At 49.2% G+C, this 13115-nt stretch carries 12 protein-coding genes; 5 read left to right on the forward strand and 7 right to left on the reverse strand.

What is annotated here, in order from left to right:
* Positions 1-30: 30 nt before the first annotated feature.
* The 3 genes from AMF_RS09675 to uvrB form a co-directional block, all read right to left on the reverse strand.
* Positions 31-540, reverse strand: coding sequence for a hypothetical protein (locus AMF_RS09675; RefSeq protein WP_010268885.1), 510 nt, complete (start codon positions 538-540; stop codon positions 31-33).
* A gap of 44 nt (positions 541-584) precedes the next feature.
* Complete coding sequence (locus AMF_RS09680) at positions 585-1562, reverse strand: hypothetical protein (protein ID WP_010270987.1); 978 nt, start codon at positions 1560-1562, stop codon at positions 585-587.
* A 544-nt stretch (positions 1563-2106) separates the two neighbouring features.
* Positions 2107-4062, reverse strand: coding sequence for an excinuclease ABC subunit UvrB (gene uvrB, locus AMF_RS09685; RefSeq protein ID WP_010270990.1), 1956 nt, complete (start codon positions 4060-4062; stop codon positions 2107-2109).
* A 64-nt stretch (positions 4063-4126) separates the two neighbouring features.
* Here uvrB and secD point away from each other — a divergent pair, with 64 nt between their 5' ends.
* The 3 genes from secD (at position 4127) to AMF_RS09695 (ending at position 7945) form a co-directional block, all read left to right on the forward strand.
* Positions 4127-5632, forward strand: coding sequence for a protein translocase subunit SecD (gene secD, locus AMF_RS09690; protein ID WP_010268892.1), 1506 nt, complete (start codon positions 4127-4129; stop codon positions 5630-5632).
* A 36-nt stretch (positions 5633-5668) separates the two neighbouring features.
* Positions 5669-5815 (forward strand): zinc-finger domain-containing protein, encoded by a 147-nt coding sequence (locus AMF_RS10350; protein WP_010266367.1) that lies wholly within the window; start codon positions 5669-5671, stop codon positions 5813-5815.
* Positions 5816-6121: 306 nt separating this feature from the next.
* Complete coding sequence (locus tag AMF_RS09695; protein ID WP_010268897.1) at positions 6122-7945, forward strand: hypothetical protein; 1824 nt, start codon at positions 6122-6124, stop codon at positions 7943-7945.
* A gap of 204 nt (positions 7946-8149) precedes the next feature.
* Here AMF_RS09695 and AMF_RS09700 read toward each other — a convergent pair whose 3' ends face one another.
* On the reverse strand, positions 8150-8683 hold the full coding sequence (locus AMF_RS09700; RefSeq protein WP_044051799.1) for a P44/Msp2 family outer membrane protein: 534 nt from the start codon (positions 8681-8683) through the stop codon (positions 8150-8152).
* Between the two features lie 3 nt (positions 8684-8686).
* Here AMF_RS09700 and AMF_RS10355 point away from each other — a divergent pair, with 3 nt between their 5' ends.
* Together AMF_RS10355 and AMF_RS09705 are read left to right on the forward strand one after the other, a co-directional pair.
* Entirely contained in the window at positions 8687-8920 is a 234-nt protein-coding gene (locus AMF_RS10355) for a TrbC/VirB2 family protein (protein WP_011114405.1), read from the forward strand.
* 72 nt (positions 8921-8992) lie between these two features.
* Positions 8993-9379, forward strand: a complete 387-nt coding sequence (locus tag AMF_RS09705; RefSeq protein ID WP_041660056.1) for a TrbC/VirB2 family protein — start codon at positions 8993-8995, stop codon at positions 9377-9379.
* A 64-nt stretch (positions 9380-9443) separates the two neighbouring features.
* Here the strand turns inward: AMF_RS09705 and AMF_RS09710 are convergent, their stop codons facing one another.
* The 3 genes from AMF_RS09710 to AMF_RS09720 form a co-directional block, all read right to left on the reverse strand.
* Positions 9444-10928 (reverse strand): UbiD family decarboxylase, encoded by a 1485-nt coding sequence (locus tag AMF_RS09710; RefSeq protein WP_010268916.1) that lies wholly within the window; start codon positions 10926-10928, stop codon positions 9444-9446.
* A gap of 109 nt (positions 10929-11037) precedes the next feature.
* Positions 11038-12033 (reverse strand): P44/Msp2 family outer membrane protein, encoded by a 996-nt coding sequence (locus tag AMF_RS09715; RefSeq protein WP_010268919.1) that lies wholly within the window; start codon positions 12031-12033, stop codon positions 11038-11040.
* Positions 12034-12226: 193 nt separating this feature from the next.
* Positions 12227-13075, reverse strand: a complete 849-nt coding sequence (locus AMF_RS09720) for a P44/Msp2 family outer membrane protein (RefSeq protein ID WP_227013276.1) — start codon at positions 13073-13075, stop codon at positions 12227-12229.
* Positions 13076-13115 lie beyond the last annotated feature (40 nt).

Here is a 13115-nt window from a genome sequence, read left to right on the forward strand (position 1 = left end):
CAAGGGTGGCGCACAGCCACTCCAGTGCCATTAGTACACTCTAGGTTCTGGTATGATAAATTCATACTGAGCTTTCATGTCATCAGGAACTCGCAAGATCAATTCAAGCACATCAGGATCTTGGAACACTACAGTTCTGCGATCGTCAAATACAATCCGTCCGCTTATGGGGGTACGAGTTCCTACGTTGTATCGCGCCAGCACGTCGTCAGCTTTGACCTCACCCTCGCGCTCTATTGGGTACCAATATTCTGAGTACAGCACATTGTTGAGCGCTGCATCGTAGTAATTTACATACTCAAAGTCACCCGTTACCACAAAATTTCTGCGAATGTCAGGATGCGCTGGATGCTCAAACACCCCACTGGCCTGGAAGTGTATGGTGCCATCTTCATTGTAAGTAAACTCGGCCGGACAAAAATAATCGATACGGTGCTCAACCGCTTCACCACCGTCGACGTACGTTTTTCGTGCATCGGAGTGTATATATACGCTGCCACCTTGTGAATTTTCGGCGGAGCTGCCATCGAAATATATCATTTTAGACCTATAAAAACGAAATAAGCGGTACGTCGGTAGTTACCCTAGGAAAAAATAGATTTAATCCATCCAAGAATTTTAGAGTACCCAGACTTTCCCGCATCATGCAGCTCTTCAGACGTGTGATCATTGTTGCCTTGGGAGCCTTTGTCCTCAGCAGATCCATCATCAACAACATTGTTCTCGCGCGCTTCACCCACTTCGCCCGGAGTAGGTTGCTGTCGCATGTCCTGATCTGCCGTAGCTCCGGTACTAGGCTTTGATTCAGGTGTCTGCGGCTGGCCATCAGGTGCCATTATGTGTTCTTGTGGAGCGTTTGCGGGGTTAGATGTTTCAACGGTCAATGGCAACATGTCAGCCTCAGTATTAGTTTTAGGTTCATGCTCAGAACTTGACGGATGTTTTGCAGCATCCACAACACCCTGAGTTTCTGTCTTGCTTTCCGCAGTTACCGGTTCGGCATTACCCTCGTGCGCAGATATATATTTCGGCGGATACAATACGACATCTAGTACTTGGGAGTCCGGAACCGACACCTGAAAAACAACGGTATTATCACCAAACGCTACCGATCCGCGTGCTGGGCCTGTTAGTATGGAAAATCCGTTCTTAGCAACAGCGCAATCACCTAATTCAGTGAGTTGCCCTGTAAATGCTTGGCCGCCACCATTTTGCACTTTGTAAGTGTAGTGCTTTTCCCCGTACGCCATATTGAGTAACTCCGCAGATGCGTGGTCTGTGTATCTAAATGATCCGTAAGTTCTGTAATTTTTGAATGAGTCTGTCCCCTCGGGTACGACATGTGCCAGCCCAGCAAATTCAGGATCGACTATATTCTCAAAGCTAATAGTGCCGGTTTTCCCGTCTTGGCTAAACTCTACAGGAGCCAGATAGTCTATAGTAAAAATGCCTTCCGCAATTTCCCCGCCAACAAATCTGTGCCCCAAATATGGATCGGAGTGTACGTATATACCTCCGTTGCTGAAAGCCTCAGCAAGTTTGCTACCGTCAAAATGTATCATTCCAAGCCTCAAACCAAAGTTACAATCCCCTAATACGCACCACGAGCTACGTGGTGTGGGGCACCAGCGAGCAGAACCGTGCAAAACGTCAAAAGCGTGGCTCAGCATTAGGTGCTGCGGGTGGCAAAGCACAACCCAGTCTGGTCACCAGCCAGCATACAACACCAGAATACCATACTGCATGGACGCTTGGCACCAGCCCACCGCGGGTGTTCCCATCAAGTCTTTGTGCTGCGAGAAAGCCTAATAATGGCGTAACCTCACTCTGCAACAACCGAAAAGCGCCGTGGCAAACATCTAGAGCCAAACGTGGTTGAGCCGCTGGGTGTTTCAGGAGACGAAATGCCCATGGAGCAAGCTCAAGGCTGTATGATGCGCAAGTGGCGAAACAACATTCCCTGTACCGCCGCGTTGCGTGCCTCTCATAAATTCAAGTGCTGCCGCCCGAAGACGCGAACGGTCAGAGCTTTTAGGGGCAAAGTTTTAAGGAATCATTACCAGATACGCGGAGACAAACGGCCATCAGCGTCCACGCAGCATATCATCACGGAGCAGTAAGCCTCTTTATTTCATTGCGTATTTCTACTGCACGTTCAAAATCGAGGTTCTCCGCGCACAAAAGCATCTCTTTTTGCAGCTCTACAATATCGCGGTTTGCGGGATCGGTATTTGTATCGCGGGAGACTTTTTTGCGAGAAGAGCCTACACGCTCACTAAGGCTGGTCTGCACGGGTTTTTGGATAGTGCGGGGCACAATGCTATGCTCCTGGTTATATTTGCGCTGTATATCACGTCGGCGGTCAGTTTCTTCCATAGCTGTACGCATGGACTTGGTAATTACATTTGCGTATAGAATCACTCTGCCTTCCACATTACGTGCAGCGCGCCCTATCGTCTGTATTAGGGAAGTCGTAGAACGCAAAAAGCCTTCTTTATCAGCATCCAGTATTCCAACAAGGGCACACTCTGGTATGTCTAGCCCCTCACGCATAAGGTTTACACCCACCAGAACGTCGATAACTCCCAGCCGAAGATCGCTAATGATTTCAATCCTCTCTAGGGTTTTAACGTCAGAATGTAGATACGCAACTTTGATGCCCATTTCGCGCATGTACTCGGTTAGATTTTCTGCCATTTTTTTAGTCAGCGTAGTGATCAGCACCCGATATCCGCGCGCTATAGTTGCTTGGCTCTCGCACATCACATCGTGTATTTGCCCATCTGCACCTTTCACGATACACACAGGGTCCAACAGCCCAGTAGGTCTGATTAACTGTTCTGTCGCTACACCTCCGGTCTGCTGTAGTTCATACTGCCCCGGAGTAGCAGAAACGTAAACCACTGTTGGCTTTCTATCTTCCCACTCCGCAAAAGTTAGTGGGCGGTTATCCAGTGCAGATGGCATCCTGAACCCGTGGTTGATAAGATTAGCCTTCCTCATCCTATCCCCATTGTACATGGCTCTAATCTGAGGCACAGTCATGTGGCTTTCATCGATGAACATTATTGCATCCTGCGGCAGGTAATCCAGCAGCGTATTGGGCGGATCCCCCGCTTCCTTGCCACACAAATAACGTGAGTAGTTCTCGATACCTTTGCAGGTACCTGTCTCTCTCATCATCTCGATATCGAATCGTGTCCTCTCCACAATTCTATCTGCCTCAACTATTTTGTTGCACTGCTTAAACTGCAGCGCACATTCATCGAGCTCTTTTTCAATCTCAGAGATGGCCTGAAGCAAAGTCGGCCTGGGGGTAACGTAGTGGCTGTTGGGGAATATTTTTATCTTTTCCAGTTTCAACGTCACCATACCAGATTTTGGATCAACTTCCTGTATGGAGTCTACCTCGTCACCAAAAAACGATATCTTCCATATTCTGTCTTCATAGTGTGAGGGAAACACGCTCAGTACATCGCCCTGTACGCTGAAGCTACCGCGCTCATATCTGTTGCCGTGCTTATACTGCAGCTCCACAAGCCTTTCTTGTAGTTGGCACATATCTAGCTTCATACCAAGAGCAATAGGCACGGTCATCTCTGAGTAGAGTTCGGGCGATCCTAAACCGTATATGCATGACACGCTGGCAACAACTACTACATCTCTCCTTTCCAGCAGCGATCTGGTTGCAGAGTGTCTTAGTAGGTCAATTTTGTCGTTTATCAGCGCATCTTTTTCTATATACACATCGCTTTGGGGAATGTACGCCTCGGGCTGATAATAGTCGTAGTATGAGACAAAATACTCCACTGCATTTTCCGGAAAGAACGACCGCATTTCTTCGTGCAACTGCGCCGCTAGGGTTTTATTGTGTGCAATTATAATCGCAGGACGCTGCGTTTGCTCAATCACCGAAGCCATGGTAAATGTTTTCCCAGACCCCGTCACACCCAACAGAGTCTGCTCTTTTGCACCACAGCTTATGCCGCGCACTAGGCTATCAATTGCACCTGGCTGGTCACCAGATGGGTTGAACTCAGAGGAAATTTTAAAGCGCTGCATAAAACCGCTATTCGGATTTGCCCAGATTTAATATAATGTACCCCAAATTGCATAGTGGTAAAACATGCATCCTATAGGCAAGGCAGTGGCCGCGTTCATACTGTGTGTGGTGTCGGTGTACTTAGTCATGCCCAACTTTGTGGATTCTAATTTGTTGATATCAAAGAAAAAGGCAAATTTGGGCCTGGATTTGCAAGGTGGCGTCTATCTTTTGCTTGAAGTTGATTTTCATGAGTATCTTAAAGGAAGGCTCTATGGCTTGAGTGATACACTCCAGGCTTTCTTGCTTAAGGAAAAGATCTCATACAAAAGGTTGTATGTGAAGGATGATTCCTTAGTGCTGTCTTTATCTAATGAAAAGGATTACGCGCGTGTAAAGCGTTTTGACGCCAACGTCACCGTCTCTGGCGCTTATGACCGTGCTGCAATATCCTTCACAAGTGGATACACAAAATCGCTATTGCGTGGGGTTGTGTCTGATTCCATACAGAACGTGCAACGCAGGCTGGACACATCTGGCACTAAGGAGATTATTATCAAAAGCTATGGGGAAGATAAAGTATCCCTGCAAGTCCCAGGAATATACAATCCTGATAGCATTAAGTCGCTGATAGGCAAAACTGCTAAGCTGACCTTTCACCTACTTGAAGAGGTTAAAAGTTTGTCAGACATAGACCCCGTAGTGACCAGCCTGCTGAGCGACACAGCCGGCAATGTGTACCCGGTATTGAAAAAGGTAGAGATAAGCGGAGACTCACTAGTCGATGCTAGTGCGGGGCTTAATAGCCTAGGAAGGCCCGTGGTGTATTTCAAGTTTGACAGCGTGGCTACTAAGAAGCTGGCGGAAATCACAAAAAACCACGCAGGCAAGCAGTTTGCAGCGGTACTTGATAACGTCGTGTTGACGGCACCCACTATTCGGGAACCCATACTGGGTGGGAATGGTGAAATTAGCGGCAGATTCAGCATGAGTGAAGCGAAAGAACTTGCAGTGTTGCTTAAATCTGGGTCACTACCCGCACCTTTGCGCATAATAGAAGAAAAGGTAATCGGGCCCAGTTTGGGCGCCGGGTCAATTGCCATGGGCAAGGTGGCAATGCTCGCCTCCGTGGTGGGTGTCTCTGCATTTGTGACTGCGTCATACGGAATACTTGGGGTTTTTGCGGTAGTCGGGCTGATTTTCAACATCGTGTTTGTGTTGCTGACCATGACTTTTATCGGAGCAACGTTAACTCTTCCGGGCATAGCTGGGATGACGCTCACAGTAGGTATGTCCATAGATGCAAACGTGCTCATTTTTGAGCGCATAAGGGAGGAAATACGCACCGGCAGAAAATTAAGGTTGGCAGTGGATAAGGGCTTTAGAAATGCCATGTCGACAATTTTCGATTCCAACATTACCACGCTAATAGTCGCTGCCATAATGTTCATCATGGGTAGCGTGTCAGTGAGCGGCTTTGCTGTAACGCTGGGAGTTGGTATATTGTGCTCAATGTTATCCGCGGTGGTGCTGACTAAGGTGCTAATAGACGTATGGGTACATACAACAAAGGGTCTACAAATGGTATAATAACTGCATGGCAAGCACATTTTTGTGGAGTTGCATATGAGCGGTAAGTCTTGTAACGAAGAGAAAGTGACGTTCTGCGACGGCAATGACGCAGAGGGGTTATATTCTGGGCATCCAAGGGTGTATATAAAAATCACTGGGAAAAACCAGCAATGCCCGTATTGCGGGAGGGTTTTGAGTTGATTCCAGCAGTCGCCGCGCGCAAAGGCGCCGTCGTATGCTTTTAGCTCCGGTTGCTCACAACTTGTAGTTGCCCTTGCATCCACAAACCCCCTATAGACGCGGCGGTTTCTCCGGCAATATTGGTCATTGTTTGACGTATTGGTATTTACTAAATTTGTAACCTGTGTTAGAATTCTAAGGCTGTGCGGCATTACCTTAAGCACGCACATCACGCTGTTTAGCAGTCCTGATAAACCCTGGGAGGCCTGGCAAGTGGGTGCGATAGTGCCCTAGTGCGGCGCACGGGACAAAATAGGAGGGAAATTCATGCCTAGTAGCCGCGGGGTGGCGTACTCCGCACAAGACATAAGTAGGAGGTTTGCGCTTTTCATGCCTGGTAAGGGCATAGTTAGGCTTGGACGCCTTATACCCGGCGTTGCTCCTGCATCCGCACTAATAAATAGAGATTTAGAAGCGCTACCAGCGGGTAGCTCGGAAGTGGAATTCAACGATGTGCTACTCAGTAGGACTTTCTGCTTTTTTGACTCCAAGCCAGCAGACGTCCGAAAGACGGTTGCAGCGCTTGCATCCTCCGGATTGGTAGTACGAATAATGTGCAGCGCACAAGATTGTGAGTATTTAACGGGAAAGGGCATAAGCAGTGAAACATGCATAAGCGACGCTAGATACGCGTTTCCCTCACGGAATGCAGTTGTGCTCATCTACCACAGGGAGTTCTCACGCATGGACTTCCGTGGGCTTAAAGCCCTTATGGTATGGGACGGCGCACCACAGGAAATGCGTCAGCTGCTGACGGAGTTGATGTCCAGTACACATGGCGCAGCACGCGTTGCTGGCGATGATAACAAATTTTTCACTGTAAAGTATAGAGCATCCGAAAAACCTTTGGGACAAAAACTGCTCGATTCGGTGCTCTATGCGGAAAAGTGGTCATTGTTGTCGGCAGAAGAAAAAGCGTGGAGATGTGCCTTCAGCGTACTACTAACTTTAATACTGCCCATAATGCCTGTGGTATTCGCATTAATTGCTCGCGGAAGGAGCAAGGACCCCAGCTACAACTTGGGTATCATGCGTTGGCAGAACAGCGTCTACAGGGACGGACAGCTTCCTAAGTCAGATCCGTACGATATGCTGTTCGGGGACGACGCAGAAGCTTCGCGGCGCCTTACTTACACCGTAAACATGATCGCATCGGAGCCTGGCTTCGGGTATATGGATAGTGACCACAGGCTCACAGAAAAGGCAAAAGTGGTCAGCAAGTGGCACAATCTCCTGCTACTTGCGAGCCGAAAGCAATTATCCCGTGGGGAACTTGCGCTACGTGCCGTGTTTCTTGTCACATTTGCAACCCTGGCCATTGCTAGTATCGCACAGTTATCCTTAAGCAGCATTGCACATTCAGGTGCTTCCATAGCGTCAGCGGTTTCTTACTGTGCACTAATCGGCGTTTGCGTAGGATCGATCTGCATATACCGCAAGGATACCAAGCGCCTACTCATGTTTGGCACTCTCTCTTTTGCGTGCGTTGCATTACTGGCAAATTCCATAACCACGTTTCACCTTGGTAGTGCACCAGGGCCCGTGACGCAGAGCTTGGAAACAATAATCTCCACAGCTTTGATTTCCTTGTTTGTCATGTATTGCATTGCCGCGTGTGCAGCAAATCTCATATACAAGAAAGACAAAATGGTCGCGAACGAGCTGGGAATGAGCTTCACTGCATATCGCGACATAAAACCGCAGCTATGTTCTGAGTTAAAAAACCACGACAGAAACGCCGCAAATGCGGAAGTATTGGTCAGAATATTAGAAGACAGCGGCGAGGACGTAGCTACACTACTTGCAAGGCGGGCTGCAAGCATCGCTTCGGTGGAGAGTGGCGAGATACAACAACCGTGCGCTGGTACCAGTGGTAGTGCGTCACCAGCAGCAGACCGTTGGTGGTTGGATCCCACAAATCCGTTCGCCGCAGATGCAAATACTGAAGCCGAAGAGCACCTGGGGGCCAGCGCATCAGGAGAGAGCGACACACCGGACATCAGCTCAACCCTGCAAGATGTAGCAACAATAACCAAAGGTCGTTCTTATTCCTCCTCGCTTGATGCCAACAGGCCGGCAAGGTCAGCATAAGCTGTGGCACCACCTACTTTTTGTAACAAGTATATCGCGGTGGAAGCGCTGCGCGGGGACGGCGGCGCCCCCTGTAGTCCTACTCCCAGCCCAGCCTAGTCGCCGTATCGCAGCCTCAGCGGCCTTAGCAGCCTTAGCAGCCTTAGCAGTAGGAGTCTCAACCCCACTGGCCTAAGGCCGCCAGCCTCTCTGGTACCTCATCTCCTACCAAGGCCACCACCACAGCTCTGCACCTTCAACAGCTCTAGCAAAAGCCCCAGCAACAACAGCCTTCTCCTCCTTACTCAGGCCATTGATGTTGGTTGCCATCCCCGACGTACTGATGTTGCTACTCTCAGCAGAGAGTAGTGTTGTATCACTATCAGCGGTAAATGCTTGAGTGATTTTGCCATTATTGTTGGTGCTGTCAGTAGTGTTCTTACCACAGTTGCTACCACTGCTACCAGTACCATTGCCACACACCTTCTGGCTCACTGTTTGACCATTAGTAGCAGCTTCTACAGTAGTACCCCACTTCTTAGCTTCACCCTTAGTCATCTTACCTAAAGCAGCAGCAAGACGGTCTACCTGACCTCTTGCTGTATCATATGCTAACTCCTTTCCTAATAAGAATACTGAAGCTGTATCCTCATTAGACTTCTTACCTCCCTTAATGACAAACCTTTCATACCCTACTTCTACTTCAACCCTTGCTCCTCCAATACTATACCCAATGCTCCCCTCTAGGGCTGTGAGCATGCTATGGTAGCCCTGATATGGTTATTCATCACAGCAGGTTCTACTAATGCCGATACTATCAGCAGTACTAACACTGCTGACGATACAGCTACCAAGGTTATTTGTGACGTCATTGTCTTCGTGCAGAAGCTGGGATTACCCATCATGACAGGGGTGGTACTAGGTTCTGGCGTCATGGCTTGGCACACTTGCATGGCCTGCCATGGTAATGCTGGTTGTATGTACAGCCATAGGTAAGCTTATGGCCACTGTATTGAGGGTAATACCAGTTAGTGCAAGGGTGGACGTAGAGGTTTTGGGAGAGTGGTGATGTTGCTAAAACTTAGATTCTTACTCATTGCTGTAGTATTAGCATTGGGTATCTTACATGGTGTACCTGCTGCAGGGGCTACTGCTCAGGCGAGCCCTAGTCCCAGTACTGAAGCTGATGATACAGCGACTGTTGTTATATGTAACGTTATACGGTTTGTGCAGAAGCTGGGACTACCTATCATGACTGGGGTGATATTGGGTTCTAGCATTATGGCCATCTTTGGTAAGCTTGCATGGCCTGCTATTGTGATGTTGGTTGTATTTACAGCTATATTCTTTGGTGCTGGTAAGCTTATGGCTAAATTTGCTGCCGGACTTAGTGGTGAAGGCATGGAGAATGCTGGTAAGTTTGACTGTGCCAGTCATACGAGTGCCAAGACTTAGTGGCAAGTAGCCGCTAGGTGGTGCAGAGAGCTGTGTTGGCCTTGGTTAGGAGATGCTGTGGTGGCTAATCTCTAAATCCGTATTCGGCCCATCGTGATGTCACCCGTTCAGTAATATCTTCGCTCATTTTCAGAGGGATACCCCAAAGGCGGGTGGTTTCTGGATGAATTTTGTTCGTCGCGTCAAACCCAACCTTGCTGCCCAACCCCTCCTCAGGGGAGGCGAAGTCTAGGTAGTCAATGGGAGATCGCTCAATGAACATGGTGTCACGGGCGGGGTCCATCCTGGTAGACATCGCCCATATTACATCCTTCCAATCTCGCACGCATATGTCCTCGTCGACGACTATGACAAACTTGACATATAAAAACTGCCGCAAATAGGACAAAACCCCCATGGCTATCCTCCGCGCGTGCCCTGGGTACGCCTTTTTGATGGAAACCACGGCCACACGGTATGAGCATCCCTCTGGAGGCAGCCAAAAATCTGTGATTTCCGGATATTGCAACTTTAACATAGGGATTAGGAGCTCCGTCAACACCTCTCCCAGCACAGAGCATTCATCCGGAGGCCTCCCGGTAAAAGTGCTCATGTATATCGGTGAAGAGCGCATGGTTATGGCCGTCACCGTGAATTTTGGGAACTTCTCCACACTGTTATAATACCCTGTGTGATCGCCATATGGCCCCTCTTCGAGAAATTCGTCGGCACTTACCACCCCTTCCAATACTATTTCAGCATTCGAGGGCACTTTTAGGGGCACCGTTATGCACTCAACAAGCTCTGTGGGATGTTTGCGCAAAATACCAGCAAATTGGTACTCAGAGATGGTATCAGGAACGGGAGCGACCGCAGAAATTAGGGTTGCAGGGTCAGACCCTATGACAACAGCTGCGGGAAAATCCCCCCTGCCTTCTTTCACCCATCTGCGATACTGTTGCGCCCCACCTCGGTGCCTTAGCCATCGCATGATTGTGGAATTTTTGCTAACAACTTGCATGCGATACACACCGAGGTTGAAATTATCTTCACGAGACGCAGACGGCCCGCGCGTCACAACTATGGGCCATGTTATAAGAGGAGCTGGCTCCCCAGGCCAACAGGTTTGTATGGGTAGCTTACGTAGGTCTACATCGTCACCAACCATAATCACTTCGTGGCACGGCGCCTTTTTGACAACCCTAGTGCGCGCAGCAACAACATTACGCAACATGGGAACCATAGTTAGTAGGTCCCTAAAAGATTCTGGAGGAGTAGGAGACCTCAAAAAAGCCAGCAGCTCCCCTATACCGCGTAGACCACAAGGCTCGACCCCAAGGCCAAGTGCAACCCTCTCAACAGTGCCGAACAGGTTAACCAAGACTGGTATGCTGCAAGGCCCATGTTCTGTGACCACATTTTTGAAAAGCACAGCCGGACCCTGCGCTGCCACCAACCTTCTGTGAATTTCTGTAATTTCAAAAACTGAGGATACTTCCCCTTGTACATGGACGAAACACCCTCTAGCCTCCAGGAAGCTTACAAACTCCCCAAGACCCGCAAATGACATAGCAACCCGCGAGAAAACGGCACCCGGGCAAGGCTACCACATACACGGCAAAACACCAACAAAACCCTAGTGGCGCCATACAACACGCCACCACCGGCAATTTCCTCTCCTAGAGAGAAAGCCTCAGCCCAGCCTCTAGCCCGAAGTAAGCTATGTCCATACCGATGGGCAAGTTCACAGGTAGCAGCTTAGCATGGGTCTTGCTGCCGGTATGACGGGAGCAGTCAGTCCTCACAACCTCGTAACCACTCTGTGTAAGAATAACCTCGCCATTGCCCGCAAGCGCGCGGTAGTAGAGGCTGGCAAACCCGTGAACATTATTGCCAAACTTATAACTTGCACCAATCTTCGCCTGGTAAGAAACCCTTTTAGCATCAGAGTCGAACATGCTTACTTTTTCCAGACCAAACCCAGCACACACATATGGCAGAATGTTCTCATTCAAGCTGATACTAAAATCCCTGCACAAACTAGCAAGCACCGAGGAGAGCTGTACCCCTTCGTTTTTCACAATGACCATAGCGTTAGCATCGCCGCCATCAGTAGTGGCAGGAGGAGTAGCAGGCGCCCCTTTCCCCGAAGAAAGCTTCATGTGCACGGCGGAGTATCTATAGCCTTCAGAAGCGTACAGATCTCCCACCACACCCTCATCGTGGCCGGACGCGGGGCCTCCCCCCCGTCCTACGTCAAAGCTCTGCTTAGCCAGCTCCAGCTCAGCCCTAACCTGGCCCACAGGGTACCCCAAAACCACAGCAACACCATGCGCGCTACTATGGTAATCGGAGCCCCGCGCCAGCACCGGCCAAGGGTCAAACGAGTTTGCTGCGATAGTAACACCATTTAGGCGCACATGCCGCACATCTTGATCTTGTCCAGCAAACCACAGCATGGGCAGCGCATTCAGGGGCGCAGTTCTAAAAGAAGTGTCGAAAGAACCCTTAAATGCCAGGTCACCGAAAATAGGAGAGGCAGGCTTATACATGCCCCCAATATACAATCCGCCCACACCGCGTGCTATGCCATCCAAGGAAAAAGAAACTGCAGATGACGAGTAGGCCAAGAAAACACAACCAAGAGATACGGCAAGAAACCTTACAAAGCTCATCTGAAACCCTCAACACAAAGCCACGCACGATAGCCCGCCATAACAGCGGGCTATCGTACACCAAGTATTTACTCCCGTAGTATACACGCGTCAAGTGCATTCAAAGAATCATGAGCCAATAACCTGCAATCTCTGCGGTGAGCACGTAGCAAAGTGCAGAGAATGAGGAGTGATGTTTGAGGGTTGTAGTGAGCTAAAACATATACCTAGCGCCAAATTCCCCTCCAAAGTGAGCTATGCGCATATTGGCTTTAGCAGCCACAGGTTTGGGCACGATATCAAATCTTTCAGGTACTACAAGTGCCACGGAACTAAAGCGGCTGCTGTGAAGCATGTGGTAGTATGTACCAATAAATAGCGTCACACCCCGCGTCATCGGAATTCCCACACCCATTTTGCCCTGATATCCATGAGTAACGTCGCCAGTGTTTAGCAGACTCAACCTGTTCCCGCTTACGCCCACACATACGTATCCAAGTGCAGCACTAATTTGTATCTGTTCGTAGCATAAGTTCAGCGCTACGGAGGATACGTCGATTTTCCTGTTTTCCACAACTGCGTAGTTCCCTGGCATTATTGTCTGAGCCCTGACTAGCGCTATGTTGCATGCATCGTCCTTATTGACCGAACCAACCCCGCCTTTTGTCTCAAACACACTGTGAAACCGCTCTAATTCCAGTCTCACGGGGCCAGCGCTGTAGCCCACACCCCCAGCAAATTCCAGATAATCGCTATTGTAAAAAGGCGGCCTATACGGCCCAAAAGCTTTGTGGTTGTGTATATCAACAATAACGCTCCCATTCATGCTCATTTGCGCAACTGTTGCCACTCCTGGCGTAGAAAGCTGCCCTTCGCTTATCTTCAAATTACCAAAATCGGGAAAGCTGCTTTTGTAAGCGCCAATAAGGTACGCTCGCCCCTGTGATCTGAATTTGCGTAACGGGCAATTGCTTGCGGAAAAGGCCTGTGGAGGAAAAAGCAAAACCGCGATGAATATCCACACTCGAACGGAAATGCTGCCTTTTTTTGTTGCCCTCATCATAGATCCCATAATTATCCCCTAAAAATTAGCCGGAAGCGGC

It is taken from the genome of Anaplasma marginale str. Florida (genome assembly GCF_000020305.1).
Classification (GTDB): Bacteria; Pseudomonadota; Alphaproteobacteria; order Rickettsiales; family Anaplasmataceae; genus Anaplasma; species Anaplasma marginale.

Coding starts and splice junctions, on each gene's coding strand:
- AMF_RS09675 (WP_010268885.1), bottom strand. CDS start 540: ATGATATATTTCGATGGCAGCTCCGCCGAAAATTCACAAGGTGGCAGC.
- AMF_RS09710 (WP_010268916.1), bottom strand. CDS start 10,928: ATGTCATTTGCGGGTCTTGGGGAGTTTGTAAGCTTCCTGGAGGCTAGA.
- AMF_RS09700 (WP_044051799.1), bottom strand. CDS start 8,683: ATGCTCACAGCCCTAGAGGGGAGCATTGGGTATAGTATTGGAGGAGCA.
- AMF_RS09705 (WP_041660056.1), top strand. CDS start 8,993: ATGTTGCTAAAACTTAGATTCTTACTCATTGCTGTAGTATTAGCATTG.
- secD (WP_010268892.1), top strand. CDS start 4,127: ATGCATCCTATAGGCAAGGCAGTGGCCGCGTTCATACTGTGTGTGGTG.
- AMF_RS09720 (WP_227013276.1), bottom strand. CDS start 13,075: ATGATGAGGGCAACAAAAAAAGGCAGCATTTCCGTTCGAGTGTGGATA.
- AMF_RS10350 (WP_010266367.1), top strand. CDS start 5,669: ATGAGCGGTAAGTCTTGTAACGAAGAGAAAGTGACGTTCTGCGACGGC.
- AMF_RS09695 (WP_010268897.1), top strand. CDS start 6,122: ATGCCTAGTAGCCGCGGGGTGGCGTACTCCGCACAAGACATAAGTAGG.
- uvrB (WP_010270990.1), bottom strand. CDS start 4,062: ATGCAGCGCTTTAAAATTTCCTCTGAGTTCAACCCATCTGGTGACCAG.
- AMF_RS09680 (WP_010270987.1), bottom strand. CDS start 1,562: ATGATACATTTTGACGGTAGCAAACTTGCTGAGGCTTTCAGCAACGGA.
- AMF_RS09715 (WP_010268919.1), bottom strand. CDS start 12,033: ATGAGCTTTGTAAGGTTTCTTGCCGTATCTCTTGGTTGTGTTTTCTTG.
- AMF_RS10355 (WP_011114405.1), top strand. CDS start 8,687: ATGGTAGCCCTGATATGGTTATTCATCACAGCAGGTTCTACTAATGCC.